The sequence below is a fragment of the Nitrospina sp. 32_T5 genome, assembly GCF_052156635.1.
Taxonomy (GTDB): Bacteria; Nitrospinota; Nitrospinia; order Nitrospinales; family Nitrospinaceae; genus Nitrospina.
This window is the reverse complement of sequence record NZ_JBQKUO010000004.1, coordinates 326048-345441: the sequence shown is the minus strand read 5'-3', so window position 1 is coordinate 345441 and position 19394 is coordinate 326048. Positions and strand designations below refer to the sequence as shown.

The following is a 19394-nucleotide window of genomic DNA, read 5'->3' as shown; positions in this document are numbered from 1 at the left end:
TGAGAGTGGGAGGGCGGGTTGTGTTTAAGGCGCCTATTGTCAGGGATTTCACAAAAGGATGGGAAAAGGTGGCCGGGTGGCGGATCGCACCAGGTTGCACGCACTTCGGGCCTGTGTTCCAATGGAAGCATCAGGGGAGAGACTTTTCTGGAAGAGAACGTTTATGGAACAACCCGGCTACAAACTCAATATCCTGCCCGAATCGGAAACCCTGGAACTGGAGGGCGTGGGGTGCCGCGAAGCGGTACGCATCATCGACTCGGAGGTGGAACTCGCCATGTTCTTCACCAAGTGCCGTGCCATGAAAAGCCTCGACCTCATCGAGTTCGAAACCGCCACCAAGATGACCTCCGACGGCGACATCATCGACGCCTGAGAGCAGGGCAATGCATATATAAAACAAAAAAACCACCCGGCGAGTGTTCGCACGGGTGGTTTTTTGTATCTGGCACGCCCGGAGGGATTCGAACCCCCGACCTTCGGAACCGGAATCCGGCACTCTATCCAGCTGAGCTACGGGCGCAATGTTTGATTTGGGAAAGAATAAGGCCTAGACGTCGTCGTCTTCGCTGGCCTCCGGCATGGTGTGCTTGACGCCGGTGTACTTGTCCTCGCGTCCGAACTGACGGATCATGTCCAGCCGCCATTTCCACCACTGCACTTCCTCGAGAACGTCATCGGACGCGCCGTCGGGCGGAAACAGTTTCACCGCACCTTCGATGCCGACTTTGGCTTCGACGCCTTCCGGCAGGTGGATTTCAAACTCGCCCATCACGCTGACGGGATTGGCCACAAGCCTTTGCTTGAATTCTTCCTGCGTCACCGCCTGCGTGGCGACCTGTTTCCACTTGTCGTCCAGTTCTGTTTTGCGTTTGTGTTTCATGTTCGATCCCTCACCGCGTCACCGCGGTTGGCTGGGCGGATTTGTGTTTGCATTCGGTTTCGCCCTAAAGGGTATCCGACAGCGGCGGACATGGCAATGGGAAACTGCCTGTGGTGCGGGCGCTTATTTTTCGAGGAGACCCGGCACGGCGTTGAGTGCGTCGTCGAGTTTTTCCGGCTGGCTGCCCCCCGCCTGCGCCATGTCCGGCCGACCGCCGCCACTGCCGCCGACGATGCCCGCGATTTCCTTCAAAATGTTGCCGGCATGAAAGCGGTCGGTGAGGTCTTTCGTCACCCCGGCGGCCAGCATCACCTTGCCGTTGTCGCTGGACCCGGCCACCACGACGCCGGACTGGATCTGGTTCTTGGCGTTGTCGATGAACGAGCGCAGGGTCTTGGCATCCATGCCCTCCAGCTTTTTGACCAGCAGCGACACGCCGCTCACCTTCTTCACTTCGTCCATCAGGCTCGTGCCGCCGCCCTTGCCGCTGATGAGCTTGTCCTTGAGTGTGCTGACTTCTTTTTCCAGCTCGCGCTGGCGCTCCAGCATTTTCTTGATCTTGTTGACCTCTTCATTCGGCTGGGCCTTGAGCAGTTTGCGGATGCCGGAGAGCTGGCCGAACTCGTTCTGCAGCCACTCGTAGGCGCGCGAGCCCGTCACCGCCTCGATGCGCCGCACGCCGGAGGCGATGCCGCCTTCATGCGTGATCTTGAAGAAACCGATGGTGCCGGTGGCGGGCACGTGCGTGCCTCCGCACAGTTCCTTGCTGAAGCCGGGGACATTGACCACGCGCACGTGGTCGTCGTACTTCTCGCCGAACAGCGCCACCGCGCCTTCTTCCAGCGCGTCTTCCATCGACACGACCTTGGTCTCGACTTCATGATTGGCGCGGATCTGTTCGTTGACCAGCGCCTCGATGCGCTCGCGCTCCTCTTCCGTCAGCGGTGAAAAATGCGTGTAGTCGAATCGGAGCCGGTCTGCTTCCACCAGCGACCCCGCCTGCTTGACGTGCGGGCCCAGCACTTCCTTGAGCGCCGCGTGGAGCAGGTGCGTGGCGGAATGGTTGTTGGCGGTGTCGATGCGTTTGCGTGTATCCACCTGCAGATTGAGCGCGTCGCCTTTCGAAACCGTGCCCTGCGTCACCTTCGCCTTGTGCACGATGAGGTTGTTGAGCGGCTTCTGCGTGTCGGTGATCTCCAGCCGCGCCCTGTCGTGGAACGCCCAGCCGATGTCGCCCACCTGCCCGCCGGACTCGCCGTAAAACGGGGTCTCGTCGAGAACCAGCTCGATTTCATCGCCTTCGCCCGCCGACTCGACGGGTTTCTGATCTTTCAGCAGGGCCAGCACACGGCCTTCGCCTTCCGTCCCGCCGTAGCCGTCGAACAGCGTGCCGCCGTGCTCCTGCACGATCTTGGTGTAGATGGGCGCGATCTGTTTTTCCCCCGATCCCTTCCACGACGCCATGGCTTTTTCCCGCTGTTCCTTCATGGCGCGGTCGAAGCCGGACATGTCCAGCTCGAATCCCGTGTCCTTGGCGGTTTCTTCCACCAGATCGACGGGGAAGCCGAAGGTGTCGTACAGCTTGAACACTTCCTCTCCGGGGATGGTGGTTTTGTTTTCTTTTTGCAGGCGGTCGAGGATTTCGTTCAGCCGCTCGGTGCCGAAGGTGAGGGTGTTGTTGAAGCTGACCTCCTCGTTGGTCACCACCTTCTGGATGAAGTCGCGGTTGGTCTTGAGGTCGGCGTACACGTCCTGGAATTTTTCGATGACGTCTTCCGTGATGTGATGGAAGAACGGTTTTTCCTGGTCGAGCAGTTTGCCGTGGCGTAGGGCGCGGCGCATGATGCGACGCAATACGTAGCCGCGTCCCTCGTTGGAGGGAAGCACGCCGTCGTTGATGAGAAACGTCGCGGCGCGGGCGTGATCCGCAATGACGCGCAAAGACACGTCGTTTTCGTGGCTGGCGTTGTAGGCCTTGCCGGTGATCTTGCTGGCGTGCTCGATCAACCCCATCATGATGTCGGAGTCGTAGTTGCTGGGCTTGCCCTGCAAAACGGCGGCGAGGCGTTCCAGTCCCATCCCGGTGTCGATGCACGGGCTGGGCAGCGGCGTCATGGTGCCCGCATCATCCCGGTCGTACTGCATGAACACGAGGTTCCAGATTTCGAGGTAGCGGTCGCAGTCGCAGCCGACTTCGCACGTCGGCTTGCCGCAACCGAGGGCCTCGCCCTGGTCGATGTAGATTTCGGAGCAGGGACCGCACGGCCCGGTGCTGCCCATCGCCCAGAAGTTGTCTTCCTCACCCAGGCGGTAGATGCGGTCGTCGGCGAGACCGATGTCGTTTTTCCAAATCTGGAACGCGTCTTCGTCGTCCTTGTAGATGGAGATGTAGAGTTTTTCTTTCGGCAGTTTGACGATCTCGGTGAGGAATTCCCACGCGTAGGCGATGGCTTCCTTCTTGAAATAGTCGCCGAACGAGAAGTTGCCCAGCATCTCGAAGAACGTGTGGTGACGCGCCGTGCGCCCGACCATCTCCAGGTCGTTGTGCTTGCCGCCGGCGCGCACGCATTTCTGCGACGAGGCGGCGCGGGTGTAGTCCCGCTTCTCCTGGCCCAGGAACACGTTTTTGAACTGCACCATGCCCGCGTTGGTGAACAGCAGGCTGGGGTCGTTTTTCGGCACCAGCGCGTCGCTCGGCACCACGGTGTGGCCGCGGTCCTCAAAATATTTCAAAAACAGATGTCGTATCTCGTTGCCTGTCATGTCGATCCGTTCGGAGATTCTATTAATCCGGGGATTGTAACACTAGAATATCGTTTTTGTAGGCGGGATTCAAAGGATTGGCAGGAAAGGTTTTTTTATATGATCCCGGCCTTCAGCAGGTCGTGCAGGTGGATGATGCCGTCGATCGCTTTGCCGTCGTCGGAGACCACCACGCAGGTGATACTGTGCTCGTCCATGAACTGCACGGCCTTCGTCGCCATGTGGTCCTTGCCGACGCATTTCGGCGTGCGCGACATCAGGTCGCGGGCGCAGATGGACTGGAAATCCTTGCCGGATTCCATCAGCCGTCGAAGGTCGCCATCGGTGATGATGCCGGAAAGCAGGCCGCTTTGGTCCACCACCAGCGTGGTGCCGAGGCGTTTGCGGCTCATCTCGGTGATGATGGCGGGCAGGTTGGCGTCTTCCGCCACCTTGGGCACCTCGTCACCGGAGTGCATGAGGTCCTCGACGGTGGTGAGGAGCCTGCGGCCCAGACTGCCGCCGGGGTGGTGCTGGGCGAAATCTTCCGGCCGGAAGCCGCGTTTCTCCAGGAGCACCAGCGCCAGCGCGTCGCCCATGGCGAGGGTGGCGGTGGTGCTGGAGGTCGGTACCAGGTTCAGCGGACAGGCTTCTTCTTTCACGCCGACGTTGAGCACGAAATCGGCGCGTTTGGCGAGGGTGGAGTCGGGGCGCCCCGTCATCGCCACCAGCGTGCATTTGCGGCGGTTGATGATGGGCAGCAGGCGCACCAGTTCTTCCGTCTCGCCGCTGTTGGAGATGGCGAGCAGAATGTCTTCCTTGCCGATGATGCCGAGGTCGCCGTGGCTGGCTTCCGCCGCGTGCAGAAACAGCGCGGGCAGGCCGATGCTGGAAAAGGTGGCGGCGATCTTCTGGCCGATGAGGCCGGACTTGCCGATGCCCAGCACGACGACGTGGCCCTTGCAGGCGTCGAGGCGGTGGACGACTCCGACGAAGGTGGCGTCGATGCGCTCCTTGAGCGCGGCGATGGAGTCGCTTTCGTTCTGCAAGACGCGCCGGGCTTCCTCCATCATGCGAAGCGCTTCGTCCTTGCCGCCGGGATCTTTTTTCAACGGTTGCATTCTCTATTAAGCCTTAAAATTCAGTAACTTCAGTAATTCCTTGAGTCCCAAAATAGTAGCACAAAACGGGCTTGGGGCAAAGGTATTTGGGTTTCTTTGATAGGAATCACTATAAGTGTTTAAACAGAGAATCCTTTTTTGAGGATATTTGGTATATTGAAAAACTGTTGCAGGAATTTAGAAAGCTAAAATTAATTTTCAAACTAGGTGAGTTGAGGGTATGGGGCAGGATAGTCTCTTTAATGACCTTTGTAAGCCGGATGTTATGCGGATTGGGTGGTACCTTGCGCAAGGTGATAGCCGGGATGATTTTGTTTCTGATCCAATTGGACACGCAGATTTTGCCTTAAACCTTGATGAAAGGCTTCAACATTTAGTTGAACAAGTACAAACCTTTAGGTATCGACCTCATCACCTACTGGAAGTGGATGTACCTAAAACGGGCCTCAGTGTTAGACCAGGAAATGTTCTCCCAATTGAAGAGGCGTCGCTTCTTCATGCAATTGTATATCTGCTAGCCCCTTATTTGGATAAACGACTGGATGATTCAGTTTTCTCATATAGGCTTCATCCAAATTTTAAGCAAAGGCTCAGGAAGCGTAAATCTCTATTTCGAGAGGCAGAGATTGAGTTCCCATTTCTTAAAAAAGAAACATTAAGATCAATCAGTCCTTTCGATGCATGGTATGAGCTTTGGCCTGAGTTTGAGGCGAAGTCTATAAAGGCGTGCACAGAGGAAGGCTTTACCCACCTAACTAAAACGGATATAACCGCATATTTTGAAAATATAGATTTAAGGCTTCTTGAAAATCAAATAAGGTCTCTCCTTAAAAAGGAGGAAGATAAAATACTTCAAGTTCTTTTTAGAGTTTTAGAAGGGTGGACAAGGGTCACAAGCTCTGGAACGCCAATTGAGAGAGGTATTCCTCAAGGTAACGAAGTAAGTTCGTTTTTAGGGAATTTATATTTGATTCCCTTGGATCGAGCCTTGAATAAGTTTTGCACAAGAAATGATGCCAGATGGTTCAGGTATGTAGATGATGTGAAAGTGTTTACCAAATCCGAGCAACACGCTAGGGAAGTAGTATTTATAATAAACGAGACTTTAAGAACATTACACCTAAACCTTCAAGGAAGTAAGACTGAGATACTGTCTGAGGAAGACTTGAGGAATGAGATCGATAACTCTGAATTGCAATCAGTCGATGTTGCGATAGAAGTTGTGCGAAAACTAAACCCTAAGTTATCTTCAGATAGAAAGCTGATCACAAGAGAGTTGGTGCAGCTTAACCATATTAAATCGCAGTTTACAGCAGGGTTACCAAAAAATATTGAGTCCTTAAATGGAAAGAAAAATAGACTCTTTAGAAGGTTGATGACTTTGTTTAGTATCTGTTCTCGTCCTCAAATGCGTAATGCAGCGCTAATGGCCATTAGCCATTTGCCTGATATTCGAGTGCTTAATAAGTCTCTTTCTTATATTAGCTCACTTGAAATGAAACATCATGATTGGGCAGTAGATGAGCTATTTCAGATATTGGAGAAGGATCAACTTCCTTTTCCATATCAAGCAGCCATTGTTTTGGAGACGATTTCGCGATTAAATCCATCAAACCCGAATCAAATTTCTTCTAGAATTAGAAGGTTTGCCCTTGTGCAAAGGCGAGATTGGATTGTGGTTCAAAAGGGTTTGGAATGCATTATGGCCTATCCATATCGTGACGACCATTCCCTTTCCTTAGCAAATAAATTTTTAAGGCATGAGCATCCGATGGTTCGACGTGCAGCTTGCGTCCTTCTTTCTCGAAGTCCTAGGGAAAAACTTAAGGTAAGATTGAATGACTTGATTTACCATGCAGATCCTGGAACTAATCGTTTAGCATTGTTTTTTCTTAGGTTCACTCAAGATGAAAGTTTTGTTATTAAGGAGCTGGTGAAAATGCAAAAAGGAAATAAAAATGAGTTTGCTTTTCAGCGGTCTTTGCCAACGTTATACGCAATGGTTGCAAATAATAAAAGAGAAGTAGCCCTAAAGGTTAGGGAATATATTGAATCTATTCCCAAAACTAGAAGTGCAAAGATTAATTGGCAAATAAATAATTTGATGGAGAAGATATCATAAGAGTTGAAAATAAATCTCCCGTCCCCTTCATATGGCCAAGGCTTATATTTTAGTTTTAAGGTTGGGTTTGGTTGGGAGTTCGATTTGTAGTACATTGAGGCGTTTGTGACCAACCTTTTATAAGCGCACTCCATGGCCTCGAAGAAAAAGCTCTACCTGATCGACGGTTCGTCGTACATCTTCCGCGCGTTTTTCGGCATCCGCCACAACCTGTCCAACTCCAAGGGCCAGCCCACCAACGCGCTCTACGGTTTCACCACCATGCTGATGAAGGTGGTGCGCGAGGAGCAACCGGACTACCTCGCCGTCGTCTTCGACAGCAAGGAAAAAACCTTCCGCCACGAGATGTACGCCGATTACAAAGCCAATCGCGACGTGCCGCCGGAAGACCTCGCGGTCCAGTTCCCGTATTTCGAGCCACTGGTCGATGCGTTCAACATCAAAAGCCTGCGCAAACCGGGTTTCGAGGCGGACGACATCATCGGCACGCTGGCGCGCGAGGGTGAGAAGGCGGGGATGGACGTCACCATCGTCAGCGGCGACAAGGACATGATGCAGTTGATCACAGACAAGATCCACATGCTCGACACCATGAAGGAAAAACGCTTCGGCATCGACGACGTGAAGGAAAAATTCGGCGTCGAGCCGGACCGGGTGATCGAGGTGATGGGGCTGATGGGCGACTCCAGCGACCACATCCCCGGCGTCAAGGGCGTCGGACCCAAAACGGCGACCGACCTCATCCAGAAATACGGATCGATCCAGGGGTTGTACGAACACCTCGACGAAATCGACAAGGCCAAGCTGAAAGAAAAACTGGAGACGGACAAGGACAACGCCCTGCTCAGCCGCGAACTGGTGACGATCAAACTCGACACGCCCATCGACTGCAAGATTGAAGACCTGGAAGCGCGCGACCCGGACAACCAAAAACTGCGCGAGTTGTTCACCGATCTTGAATTCAAAACGCTGCTGGCGGCGTTACCGGAAGGGGAGGGCGGGGACGGTGCGACGGCCGAAACCGGGTCCGCAATCAAGCGCGACTACGACACCATCCTCGACGACAAGGCGCTGGACGACCTGATCAAAAAGCTCAAAAAAGCGAAAGCGTTCGCGCTCGACCTGGAGACCACGTCGAAGCGGCCGGTCAAGGCGAAGATGGTGGGCATTTCGTTTTCGTGGGCGGAGGGCGAGGCGTGTTACATCCCGGTGGCGCACCGCTACCTGGGCGTGCCGGAACAACTGGGCAAGCAGCACGTGCTCGACAAACTGAAGCCCCTGCTCGAAGACCCGAAGCTGGAGAAGTACGGGCACAACATCAAGTACGACCTCATCGTCCTGCACAACGAGGGCGTTCAGTTGCGGGGCATCGTGTTCGACTCCATGCTGGCGTCGTACGTGCTCGATCCGTCGCGGCGCAGTCACAGTCTCGACGACCTCGCGCTCGAGATGTTCCAGCACACCACCATCAAGTACAGCGATGTGGCGGGGTCGGCTTCCAAGCAGGTGGGATTCGATGAGGTGGAGATCGAACGCGCCTCCGAGTACGCGGCGGAGGACTCCGACATCACCTACCGCCTGACGCGTCACTTCGAGAAGCAGTTGAAGGGCGAGGACCTGGAGTTGTACGAGACCATCGAACTGCCTCTGCTCGAAGTGCTGGCGGAGATGGAGTTGGCCGGCGTCCTGCTCGATACCGAACATCTGAAAAAGCTGTCGAAGAAGCTGGAGAAGGACCTCAAGAAAATCGAGGACGAGATTTATGCGCTGGCGGGCGAGCCGTTCAACATCAATTCGCCGAAACAGCTTTCGACGATCCTGTTTGAAAAACTGAAGCTGCGCACGGTGAAGAAAACCAAGAGCGGGTACTCGACCGATGTCAGCGTGCTGGAGGAACTGGCGGCGGAGCACGACCTGCCGGACAAGATCCTCAACTACCGCCAGTTCGCGAAGATGAAATCGACTTATGTCGATGCCCTGCAGGGCGAAGTGTTCAAAGAGACCGGGCGCATCCACACCTCGTACAACCAGACCGTCGCCGCCACCGGGCGGCTGAGCAGCAGCGATCCCAACCTGCAGAACATCCCCATCCGCTCGGAGGTGGGACGCGAGATCCGCAAGGCGTTCCTTGCCGACAAGGGATGCTGGTTGCTGTCCGCCGACTACTCGCAGATCGAGTTGCGTCTTTTGGCGCATCTTTCCGGCGACCCGGCGCTCATCCGCGCTTTCAAGAATAATGAAGACATCCACAGTCGCACGGCCGCGGAGATTTTCGGTCAGCCCATCGACCAGGTCGATCCCGAAGGGCGGCGCATGGCGAAGGCGGTGAACTTCGGCATTGTGTACGGGTTGAGCGCATACGGCCTTTCGCGCCAGCTCAAGATCACGCCGAAAGATGCGAAGACCTTCATCGACCAGTATTTCGATCTGTACAAGAACGTGAAGACGTTCATGGATGAGACCATTGAAATGGCACGCAAAAACGGCTACACGAAAACGATGATGAACCGCAGGCGGTACATGCCGGACATCAACAGCAAGAACCGGCAGGTGCGGGAAGCCGCCGAGCGCACCGCCATCAACTCGCCCGTGCAGGGAAGCGCCGCCGATTTCATCAAGATGGCGATGCTCAACATCCACGACAAAATGTTGAAAGAGAAACTGGCGTCACGCATGATCCTGCAGGTACACGACGAGTTGATTTTCGAATGCCCGGAATCGGAGAAGAAGGCGATGGAACCGCTTGTCCGGAAGGCAATGGAGGGTGTGGCAAAGCTCAAGGTGCCGCTGACCGTCAACATGGACTGGGGCGAAAACTGGAGCGACGCCCACTGAATACGCATGAAATTCGGCGTTGTGGAGTGGAGCGGCATTCGACCGTTTCTTTTTTGTGGATTTACCGGGTGCCTGCTCGCGATAATAGAAGGAACGTTTGGGAGGCGCGCCGGTCTTGAGATTTCATTTCGATTTTTTTAAAAAACCGATTCCCCGCCGGTCTTTTTTGAAAGGCATGCTGGGCGTGTTTGCCGTGAGTGGTGCGGGTGTCGGTCACGGCTACGCCGGTACGTGGAGTTCCAACATCCGCCTGGAGCGGGTGGAAATCACCATCCGCAACCTGCCTCCCGCGTTCCGCGGATTCACCATCGGCCTGCTCAGCGACCTCCATTCCTCACCCATCGTTTCCAAAGACCATCTGCAAAGCGCCGCCGAATTGCTGATGACGACGAAGCCGGACATGATCGCCCTGACCGGTGATTTCATCGGCCACACCTTCCACTTTCCCGGAGAGCCGCCTCACGGGTTCGAACCGGAATATATAATGAACATAGTCGAGGCGTTTTCCGGATTGAAAGCGCCGTCGGGTATTTACGCCGTGCTGGGCAACCATGATTACTGGAGTGGGCCGGAGGCGACGTCGATGCTGGAGCGCGAGTTCGAGCAGGGATTCGGTGCGCAGTGGTTGCGCAACCGCAATGTGCGGGTCGAACGCGGCGGCGATTCCATCATCCTCGCCGGAGTGGACGATTACTGGCAGACGACCTGCTCGCCCGGTGAGGCGTTGAAGGACATACCGGAGGACATGGTACGTGTCCTGCTCAGCCACAACCCGGAAGTGAACGAAATCCTCTATCCCTCCCACAAGGTCGATCTGATCCTGTCCGGTCACACCCATGGCGGTCAGATCAAGCTTCCCTTCATCGGCGCGCCGTTTCAGGCGGGAGTGCGCCAACGAAAATACATGGAAGGACTCGCCCGGGATGGCCACCGGCAGACGTATGTGACGCGCGGGGTGGGCCACCTCGTCGTTCCCATCCGTCTGCTTTGCCCCCCGGAAGTGACGTTGATCACCCTGGTTTGAATCCACTCCCGTTTGATTCCGCTGCGGCCGTTTTCAGGCAAAAAAAATCCGGCGGAGCCTGCGACCAGGCCCCGCCGGATTAAGAGAGCGCCGAAATTACTTGGGAACGACTTTTGAGGCCTGCGGACCTTTTTTGCCCATGCTCCCTTCGAATTCCACCAATTGACCCTCTTGAAGGGTTTTGAATCCCTCAACCTGGATTTCCGAGAAATGGACAAAATAGTCTTTGCCATCATCGGCTTCGATAAAACCATAACCCTTGCTTTGATTGAACCACTTGACTCTGCCTTCAGACATACCGAATAAACTCCTACAAATTGGTGGGAACCCCCCGTCCTTGTGCCGAAAGTGCGTTCCCTGTTTTTACTGGGTTGGGTAATCCCGGGGTTTTATCGAACCGAGACGGGCAATCCAACCCTTGTGACCGCACCCATATAAAAACGCTTTATATGGTTCTGCGGAGGAGGACAGATTCTCCCGTCTGAAGCACCCACCTCCCCCTGTGGCGGCCGCTTTCCAACGACACAACCATAGCAGAATTGGTATCAATTTCCTAGTATTATCGGAATAATATTTACACGCAAAATGGGCATATCCAACTTTCTCTTATTAAGTGAAAATCAAATGTTTGCGCAAGATTTTCAGGAGGTGGCGGTGATGGAAAATGATTTCAAAACGGAATTGACTGTGCGCGCGGACGCCCCATCTTTGTTTCGTGCAGTGGGAACCCGCGACGGCATTCGCGGATGGTGGACGGTATTCACCGAGTTCGACGGGGAAGAAGGGTCGGTTGCCACCATGCGTTTTCCAAAAACAGGTTTCTTTGCGCGCATGCGGGTGGAAAAACTGGAGCCCAATCGGCTCGTTCATTGGAAATGCGTCGAGGCCGAACACCCGTCGGGTGTCTCCAGCGATCCCCGTGACTGGGTCGGGACCGAAGTCCTTTTCGGAATTAAATCGTTGGATGAAGGTGCGCGCCTCATCTTCACGCATGTTGGCCTGAGCCGACTGGAATGCAATGAGGTGTGCAGTGACGTGTGGGAATTTTTTATTCACACCAGCCTGAAAGCCTACGTCGAAACCGGAAAAGGCGTACCCACCCTGGAATAAGCAAATCTTCCTTCGATTTCCCAATACTATCGCTATGCCTTTTGGTATGTGGCATTTCTTCGGATAACTTTGGCTAAATTATGCCGGTTTTGAGCCGGGTTGCCTTGCCCCGATATGTAATGGAAGAATGTTTAGGACTACCTATTGCGGGTTGGACCGGATGGATAAATATTAATTGAGCATAAGAACGGGAAAATCAGAATTTTACCAATCGACTTGAAAGCGGCCCGGGAACGCCGCTTTTGGAGGGGCGGTCATGGTTCAAAATTCGTGTCCTGTCTCCATTCCGGAAAAAGATTATCTGGCCATTCTCGATACCATCACCCAGTTTCATGGGTGCGAGACGCGGGAAGCGCTTCGCGGTGTGTTCAGCAGTCACGTGCTCCCTTTGTTCGAAGCGGACTCCGCATTGTACGGCTGGATCAACATGGATTTCACCAGCAAATCGCTGGGGCAGGTAGGCCTGGTGGATTGCGTGGGCGTTCCGCAGGAAGACTTCAACCAGCTTTCCGATTCCATTCCTTACATCAAATCCATCCCAACCATGCTGGAACGGGTGGCCCGCCCAGTCGTGGCGGTGGATGTGGACATTCCCCGCGAAGTGTTTGTCAGGGAAAAGGACCAGTTTTTCGCGGAGAACCCGGAGTATGTCCGCGACTCCTGGCTGTACCTCAACCCGATCGCTAATTTCCTGGCGACGTTCGACCAGCCGGAAATCACCCATGGCCTGGGAATCCACCGGCACGCTCCCATCGAAATGGTGGATCAATACGATAAAAACTTCACCCTTCGCGACATCCGGGTTCTGGAGTTATTGCGTCCCCACCTGTTGCAGACCATCAAAACCATCATCCTGAATGACGAGCTGAAACGCTACCGTTCCCTGGTGGACGCTTTGGTGGAGGTGCCTACGGGCATTGCGCTGTTTCATTCCAACATGCGGGTTCTGTTCTGCAACCGCGTGTTCACCGAGGTGGTGGGCGTGAGCACCGGGCAGATGATTCCGCCGGAGTTGATGCGGATCCTCAGCCGGGAAATTTCCCGCTTCGAACCGCCTTTCGAAATCCAGAGTTCTCCCGTGGAACTGGTCTTTTACCAGTTACCGGAAGGCGTCTTTCGATTGAACCTGTGCATGCTGGAAAGAAAAAACTGGGGGCAGGACCCGTGCTGGCTGCTTCAGATGAAACCGGTGGAAGATCCGTATTCCCTGCGCAACCTGGCCATGCAGGAGGCGGGGCTCGACAAGGTGCAGATGGAAGTTTCCTGCCTGTTGCTGGATGGCATGGAACCGGTGGCCATTGCCGCGCGTTTGTTTATCAGCCCGGAGCGGGTCCAGGAAAACATTCAGCAAATTTTTGAAAAGCTGAACGTTCAAACCCGGGAGCAGTTTTTTTCGAAAATGAGTCTTCCTGATGAAGGACCTTGATCATGCGGATTTGCTCTTCTCCAGATAATCTCAAAGGAACCGGGCCGATGGGCGAATAGAAAAAAATTGAATTTAGCAAGCGAGGGAAACCGCAGCGAACTGGAGGAAAAGGTGTATGCAGATGAAACGGTTCATTTGCATGCTCGGTCCCATTATTGCCTCTCTAATATTGACGAATCTTTTTCGCGCACCCGTTGTTCAGGCCGAAGCATTCAGAATTCTGGATCAGGGAGCGGCCGCCACCGGTCAAGGGACGGCTTTCTCCGCCCAGGCGGACGATCCATCGGCCATTCATTTCAACCCCGCAGGCATTGCCCGGCTTTCCGGAATCCAGGTTTCCGGCGGGGTGATTCTGGTGGGCGGCAAAACTACATTCACTCGCCCCAATGGCAGTAAGACGAAAGGCACCCTGGACGGAACCGTTGCCTATCCCCCGCCTTCGCATTTTTATCTGACCTCGGACTTGAAAAGCCTCGGCATCGAATCTGTGGAAGGAATGGCGGTCGGCCTGGGCATCACTTCGCCCTTCGGTTTGATCAACAAGTACCCGGACCAGGGACCCTTCAACACCGTATCCACGCGCAACCAGCTTTCGCTGGTCGATTTCAAACCGACTGTGGCCTACGCGTTTCATGACCGGGTTTCCATCGGAGTGGGGTTGGACATTTACACGTTTTTCGATTTCATCGGTGAGGGGCACCTGGAACAGAAGCTGAATGCCGGACCGGAGTTTGGTCCGTTGGGCATCCCGCTGGGTACGCCTCTGGAGTTGAACGGAAAGGATTCCGGTGTCGGGTTCAATGTGGGCATTCTGTATACGGCAATATGGGATGAAGACCGCCAGCCCATCCTCAACCTGGCGTTTGTTTATCGCAGTCAGGTGACGCTGGACCTGGAAGGGGCGTTTCTTGTTGGGGGAAACAAATCCGCGGATGCCTTCGCCCAGCTTGAGTTGCCGCAGATTTTTACCGGAGCGGTGGCGTACTGGCCTCTTCGTGACCGGCGCCGCGAATGGAAACTGGAAGTCGACGTGGAGTATGCGGACTGGAGTTCGCTCAAGGATATCGATGTGACCCTGTCCAACGGCGCGACCCTGCCGTTCCCGCTGAACTGGAAGGGGGCGTGGGTCTGGATGGTGGGCACCGAATACAAATGGCGCTACTGGCTGGACCAGCCGGGCTGGACGGCCTCGGTGCGGGCGGGCTATGTCCGGTCGGAATCGCCGGTTCCGGAGTTCACCTTTTCGCCCGCGGTGCCGGACTCCGAGTACAACGCCTACTCCGTCGGCTTTGGCTGGATGTGTGAAAAGCAGGGAAGTTTCTTCGGCTGGTTCCGGTGCGGCGGTAAAAACAAAAAAGAGTTCGCTCTGGAAGGGGTGGGAGTGGATCTGGCGTACCAGGTGGTGGCTTACGACTCGCGAACCATCAGCCGCAACCGCCGGCCCCCGGTCATTGGCCGCTGGGACACGATCTTTCATGTCGGCGTGGTGAATTTTCGGTTGCTGTTCTGAGGCCGGGCTGGCAGGGAAGGTCCCTCGAAAAAGAGAAGGTGATGCCATGAAAGAGCTGGATCTTTTTAAAAGGCAGAAGTTGTCGCGGATCTCCGATTCGTTTCCGGAGGCAATATACATCACCGACCCGGACGGTGTGATCAGCCACGTCAACCCCGCGTTCGAACTGCTCACCGGATTTCGTGGAGACGATGTGGTCGGCAAAAGCGGGCGCATTTTAAAGAGCGGACATCATCCGGAGAGTTTTTACAACAGCATGTGGGATATGCTTATGTCCGGAAACATCTGGAGCGGGCAGATGGTGAATAAAAAACGGGACGGGACGGTCTTCCCTGCGGACGTCACCATCTTTCCCATCTCGGACCCCGCCGACCGGATTTCTCACTTCGTTGCCATTCTGCACGGCACGACCGCCCAGCTTCAGGCCCACGAGGAAACCCTGCGTCGCAACATGGAGTACACCGCTCTACACAATGTGTCCAAAATTCTGCAGACACAGGATCCGCTTCCCCAAATGCTGAGCCGCGCCGTGGAGGAGATCATAAGGTTGAGCGAGCTGAGAATCGAGTACAAGGCGGGAGTGTTCATTGCAGACCATGAGAAAAAAGTTCTGCGCCTGTACACCACGGTTGGTGATTTTCCGGAAGAATTTCACCGGCAGGATGCGGAGGTGCCTTTTGGCGAATGCCTGTGCGGGCGGGTGGCCATGAGCGGGGAGATGCTGGTCAGCAACAACTGCTTTTCGGATCCACGGCACGAGCGGAAGTACGAGGGCATGACCGCGCACGGGCATTACATCATTCCCCTCAAAAGCCGGGACAAGATGGTGGGCGTTTTGTTCCTGTACACCAATTCAAATCCGTCGTGGTACGAACGAAGCCCGGAGATTTTGAAGTCGATGGGGGGATTGATCGCCGACGCCATCGAACACCGCCGGGCGGAGGCCATCATCCAGGAACAGAACGAAACGTTGACCAAGATGAACGAGCTGAAGAACAAGTTTCTGGGCATTGCGGCGCACGACCTGCGCAACCCGGTGTACGTCATCCGCACGTTCAGCGAAGCGTTGCGGGATGAATGCACGCAGGGCGTGAGTGACAAGCACCGCAGGTTCTTCGATAAGATTTACAACGCCAGCGGCCACATGATCCATCTTCTGGAAAACCTGCTGGACATCTCCAAGATCGAGCAGGGGAAAATTGAGATCAACCGGATGATCCAGGACATCAATCCCATTATCGAGGAACAGGTGAGCCTCAATCAGATCGTGGCCAACAAAAAGGAAATCTGCATCAAGCAGGACCTGGCCAAGGTGCCGCCGTTTCCGTTCGATAAAGACGCGCTCATCCAGTCCATCAACAATTTTTTGAGCAACGCCATCAAGTTCTCCCCACCAGCCTCAACCGTTCTGGTTACCACCGAATTGCAGGGAGACAAAATCCAGTTTTCGGTGAAAGACCAGGGAGTCGGCCTTTCGGAGGAAGAGCAGAAGCTGTTGTTCGGGGAATTTCAGACCTTGAGCAGTAAGCCGACCGGGCAGGAAAAAGCGACGGGGTTGGGCCTCGCCATCGTGAAGAAGATCATCACCCTGCACGGCGGCGAGGTGGGCGTCGTCAGCCAACCCGGCCATGGCTCCACTTTTTACTTTTTACTTCCCGTAAAATAATTTCTATCGTGCCATAAAAACAAAAAGGGTTGGCTTTGAAAAGCCAACCCTTTCAATAAAACTGGTCGGGATGAGAGGATTTGAACCTCCGGCCCCCTCGTCCCGAACGAGGTGCGCTACCAGGCTGCGCTACATCCCGACCGTTTTCGGTATCGTCTTTAAATGTAAAACTTCAATGTGTCTGCCCGCCGGTCACTTGTCCCAGCGGTAGCGGTCGACGCTCTCGGACCAGTACGAGGTGTTGGTCACGAGCCGTTCGACGTCCTTCGACTTCTTGCACTTGGGGCAGGTCACTTCCTTGTTGCCCACCTCGGAGATGCGCATCTCCACTACGAAATTGTGTTTGCATTTTTTGCAGGTATGGTCGTACTGCGGCATGGCTCCATTCCTCAAAGTTGCTAAGGGTACACCAGTTTTTTTCCGTTTTCAACGGGACTTGCGCGGCTTCGCGCGTTTTTTACCGGGTGCCTTGGTTGATCCCGGTGCGCCGCCCCGAAGGGCCACGAATCCGCAAAAGTTGAACCACTTGAAAAACACGTCCACATCCTGAAACCCGGCTGTTTCCAGCATTGTAACATTTTCGGCGGGCCGGAGGGGCACCAGAACCTGCTCCAGGGCCTCCCGCTTGCGCGAAATCTCCATCCGCGAATACCCCATCTCCCGCTTGTACGCGTAATAACGCTCGACGAAGACCGGGGCCAGCGCTTCGGCCTCCGCCTTCACCTTCTCGATCAGGATCAGCGCCCCGCCGGGAAGCAGGCTTTTGTGGATGCGCTTCAACAGGGCCAGCCGTTTTGCCGGGGGGAGGAATTGCAGGGTGTAATTCATCACCACCACGCTCGCGTCCACCAGCTCCAGCGGGCCGTTGAGGTCGCCCGTAACCACTTCGCACCGGTCGCCGAATTCCTTCAGCTTGCGCCGGGCTTTTTTGAGCATGGCGTCGGAGTTGTCGATGCCGACGAACCGGACCTCCGAGGAGGCGGGCAGGGCGCGCGCCATCTCGCGGATCAGCGTGCCGGTGGAGCAACCGAGGTCGTAAACCCGCGTGCCCGGTTGCGAGTAGTTTTCGGCCAGCGCCACCACCATCTGCTGACATTCCTTATAAAAAGGAACGCTGCGTTCCAGCATGTTGTCGAACACGCGGGCGACGGATTCGTTGAACTCGAATTTCTCCGGCGCGTCGTCGCGGGCGAACAGGTTGTCGCGTTGTCTGGGTGCCATTCTATTCCGGTATCAGAAGATGCAAAAAGGAATCCCCATACCCGGCGGGGTGCCGCCCGGCATGGGGATTCGGTTCTGCATCGGTTTCAATACAACAGCCTGCCTGTCACGGACCCTGGATTTCGTTACCGTCCACGGGACCGCTCTTGCTTTTCAGCAGGAGTTTGTTGATGGCGTTGACGTAGGCGACGCCGCTGGCCTCGACGGTGTTGACGCCGGTGCCCTTGCCCAGCACCTCGCGGTTTTCGCTGAGCACACGGACCGACACCTCGCCCTGTGCGTCCTTGCCCTTGGTCTTTGACATCACCTGGTAGTCGAGCAGTTTGCAGGTGAGCCCGGTGATCTTGTCCATCGCGTTGTAGATGGCATCGATCGGCCCGTCGCCCTGCGCGGTGGCGGTGTGCGTCTGGCCGTCACGGCTTTTGAGCTGAACGGTTGCCTCCGGCATGACGCCCGTCTCGAAACCGCACTGGATTTTCTCCAGCACGTACGTGTTCAGGCTGTCGTCGGTGGTCACCTGTTTCTGGATGACGGCGAGGATGTCTTCGTCATAAACATCCTTCTTCTCGTCAGCCAGCACCTTGAACTCGGCGAACACGCGGTCCATCTCCTCGACGGTCAGCTTGTAGCCCATGCTCTCGATTTTCTTGTTGAGCGCATTGCGTCCGGAGTGCTTGCCTAGAACCAACTCCGCACTGTCGAGCCCGATGTCGCGCGGGTCCATGATCTCGTAGGTGTCCTTCTTCTTCAGGTAGCCGTCCTGGTGCACGCCGGATTCGTGGGCGAAGGCGTTCTTGCCGACAATGGCCTTGTTGCGCTGCACAAAGAATCCGGTGAGACTGCTGACCAGCCGGCTGCACGCCATGATGTGTTTCGTATCGATGCGCGTGTCGTAGCTGAAGAAGTCCTTGCGCGTCTTGAGCGCCATGACGATCTCTTCCATCGCCGCGTTGCCGGCGCGCTCACCGATGCCGTTGACGGTGCATTCCACCTGCCGCGCTCCGGCTTTCACCGCCGCCAGCGAGTTGGCCACGGCCATGCCGAGGTCGTTGTGGCAGTGCACGCTGATGACGGCGTCGTCGATGTTGGGCACGTTCTCCTTGAGCGAGCGGATGAGTGCGCCGAACTGCTCCGGCACCGAATAGCCCACCGTATCGGGGATGTTCACCGTCTTCGCTCCGGCGGCGATCACCGCTTCCACCACCTCGGCGAGGAAGTCCGGTTCCGTGCGCGAGGCGTCTTCCGGCGAAAACTCGATGTCGTCGCAAAACTTCCTGCCGAACTCAATGGCGTCGGTGGCCATCTTGATGATCTGCCCCTTGTCCATGTTCAGCTTGTGGTCACGGTGCAACTTGGACGTGGACAGGAAGATGTGGATGCGCGGCGACTCCGCTTTTTCCAGCGCACGGGCGCAGGCTTCCACGTCCTTGTTCAGGGCGCGGGCGAGTCCCGCCACCGACGAACCACGGATTTCGTTGGCGATCTGCCTGACCGACTCGAAGTCCCCGGGAGAAGCAACCGGAAACCCCGCTTCGATCACATCGACTTTCAGTAGAGACAGCTGCCGGGCGATTTCCAGTTTTTCCTTATTGTTCATACTGGCGCCGGGACATTGTTCCCCGTCTCTTAACGTCGTGTCGAATATGATGATTCGTTCCGGTTGCATGATCTTTCTCTTTTGTTAAAGGATTGTTAAATAAATCACGTTCCATTGTAACGCAATTCCGGGCGGAT

General features: G+C 55.4%; 15 protein-coding genes and 2 tRNA genes. 8 read left to right on the top strand and 9 right to left on the bottom strand.

Annotation, left to right across the window (positions count from 1 at the left end; translation table 11 throughout):
* Positions 1 to 163: 163 nt before the first annotated feature.
* Positions 164 to 376 carry a hypothetical protein gene (locus tag ACTRW9_RS12860; RefSeq protein ID WP_442429657.1) on the top strand — a complete coding sequence of 71 codons (213 nt, stop codon included), beginning with the start codon at positions 164 to 166 and terminating at the stop codon, positions 374 to 376.
* A gap of 70 nt (positions 377 to 446) precedes the next feature.
* On the opposite strand, the gene ACTRW9_RS12855 is transcribed toward ACTRW9_RS12860, so the two are convergent.
* The 4 genes from ACTRW9_RS12855 to ACTRW9_RS12840 form a co-directional block, all read right to left on the bottom strand.
* Positions 447 to 523, bottom strand: a tRNA-Arg gene (locus tag ACTRW9_RS12855).
* A 27-nt stretch (positions 524 to 550) separates the two neighbouring features.
* Complete coding sequence (locus ACTRW9_RS12850) at positions 551 to 883, bottom strand: hypothetical protein (RefSeq protein ID WP_442429656.1); 333 nt, start codon at positions 881 to 883, stop codon at positions 551 to 553.
* Positions 884 to 1006: 123 nt separating this feature from the next.
* The gene (gene alaS, locus ACTRW9_RS12845) at positions 1007 to 3646 is read right to left on the bottom strand and encodes an alanine--tRNA ligase (RefSeq protein ID WP_442429655.1); all 2640 of its coding nucleotides are present in this window, start codon (positions 3644 to 3646) and stop codon (positions 1007 to 1009) included.
* A gap of 95 nt (positions 3647 to 3741) precedes the next feature.
* Positions 3742 to 4746 (bottom strand): KpsF/GutQ family sugar-phosphate isomerase, encoded by a 1005-nt coding sequence (locus ACTRW9_RS12840; protein ID WP_442429654.1) that lies wholly within the window; start codon positions 4744 to 4746, stop codon positions 3742 to 3744.
* 220 nt (positions 4747 to 4966) lie between these two features.
* On the opposite strand from ACTRW9_RS12840, the gene ACTRW9_RS12835 reads away from it, so the two are divergent.
* From ACTRW9_RS12835 to ACTRW9_RS12825, 3 genes are all read left to right on the top strand, one after another.
* Positions 4967 to 6868, top strand: a complete 1902-nt coding sequence (locus ACTRW9_RS12835; protein WP_442429653.1) for a reverse transcriptase domain-containing protein — start codon at positions 4967 to 4969, stop codon at positions 6866 to 6868.
* Positions 6869 to 7000: 132 nt separating this feature from the next.
* Entirely contained in the window at positions 7001 to 9703 is a 2703-nt protein-coding gene (gene polA / locus ACTRW9_RS12830) for a DNA polymerase I (RefSeq protein ID WP_442429652.1), read from the top strand.
* 115 nt (positions 9704 to 9818) lie between these two features.
* Positions 9819 to 10727, top strand: coding sequence for a metallophosphoesterase (locus ACTRW9_RS12825; protein ID WP_442429651.1), 909 nt, complete (start codon positions 9819 to 9821; stop codon positions 10725 to 10727).
* A gap of 96 nt (positions 10728 to 10823) precedes the next feature.
* Here the strand turns inward: ACTRW9_RS12825 and ACTRW9_RS12820 are convergent, their stop codons facing one another.
* Entirely contained in the window at positions 10824 to 11024 is a 201-nt protein-coding gene (locus ACTRW9_RS12820; protein WP_005009571.1) for a cold-shock protein, read from the bottom strand.
* A 327-nt stretch (positions 11025 to 11351) separates the two neighbouring features.
* On the opposite strand from ACTRW9_RS12820, the gene ACTRW9_RS12815 reads away from it, so the two are divergent.
* The 4 genes from ACTRW9_RS12815 to ACTRW9_RS12800 all read left to right on the top strand — a co-directional run bounded on the left by ACTRW9_RS12815 (position 11352) and on the right by ACTRW9_RS12800 (position 16439).
* Complete coding sequence (locus ACTRW9_RS12815; RefSeq protein ID WP_442429650.1) at positions 11352 to 11837, top strand: SRPBCC family protein; 486 nt, start codon at positions 11352 to 11354, stop codon at positions 11835 to 11837.
* 256 nt (positions 11838 to 12093) lie between these two features.
* The gene (locus tag ACTRW9_RS12810; RefSeq protein WP_442425195.1) at positions 12094 to 13263 is read left to right on the top strand and encodes a helix-turn-helix transcriptional regulator; all 1170 of its coding nucleotides are present in this window, start codon (positions 12094 to 12096) and stop codon (positions 13261 to 13263) included.
* Between the two features lie 121 nt (positions 13264 to 13384).
* Positions 13385 to 14773: an OmpP1/FadL family transporter gene (locus ACTRW9_RS12805; RefSeq protein WP_442429649.1), complete on the top strand. Its 1389-nt coding sequence runs from the start codon at positions 13385 to 13387 to the stop codon at positions 14771 to 14773.
* A gap of 46 nt (positions 14774 to 14819) precedes the next feature.
* Positions 14820 to 16439 carry a sensor histidine kinase gene (locus tag ACTRW9_RS12800; protein WP_442429648.1) on the top strand — a complete coding sequence of 540 codons (1620 nt, stop codon included), beginning with the start codon at positions 14820 to 14822 and terminating at the stop codon, positions 16437 to 16439.
* Positions 16440 to 16501: 62 nt separating this feature from the next.
* Here ACTRW9_RS12800 and ACTRW9_RS12795 read toward each other — a convergent pair.
* The 4 genes from ACTRW9_RS12795 to ACTRW9_RS12780 form a co-directional block, all read right to left on the bottom strand.
* A tRNA-Pro gene (locus tag ACTRW9_RS12795) sits at positions 16502 to 16578 on the bottom strand.
* Between the two features lie 53 nt (positions 16579 to 16631).
* Positions 16632 to 16817, bottom strand: coding sequence for an FmdB family zinc ribbon protein (locus ACTRW9_RS12790; protein WP_442425200.1), 186 nt, complete (start codon positions 16815 to 16817; stop codon positions 16632 to 16634).
* A 48-nt stretch (positions 16818 to 16865) separates the two neighbouring features.
* Positions 16866 to 17660, bottom strand: a complete 795-nt coding sequence (gene cmoA / locus ACTRW9_RS12785; RefSeq protein WP_442429647.1) for a carboxy-S-adenosyl-L-methionine synthase CmoA — start codon at positions 17658 to 17660, stop codon at positions 16866 to 16868.
* A 106-nt stretch (positions 17661 to 17766) separates the two neighbouring features.
* Positions 17767 to 19326 carry a 2-isopropylmalate synthase gene (locus tag ACTRW9_RS12780; RefSeq protein ID WP_442429646.1) on the bottom strand — a complete coding sequence of 520 codons (1560 nt, stop codon included), beginning with the start codon at positions 19324 to 19326 and terminating at the stop codon, positions 17767 to 17769.
* Positions 19327 to 19394: the final 68 nt, after the last annotated feature.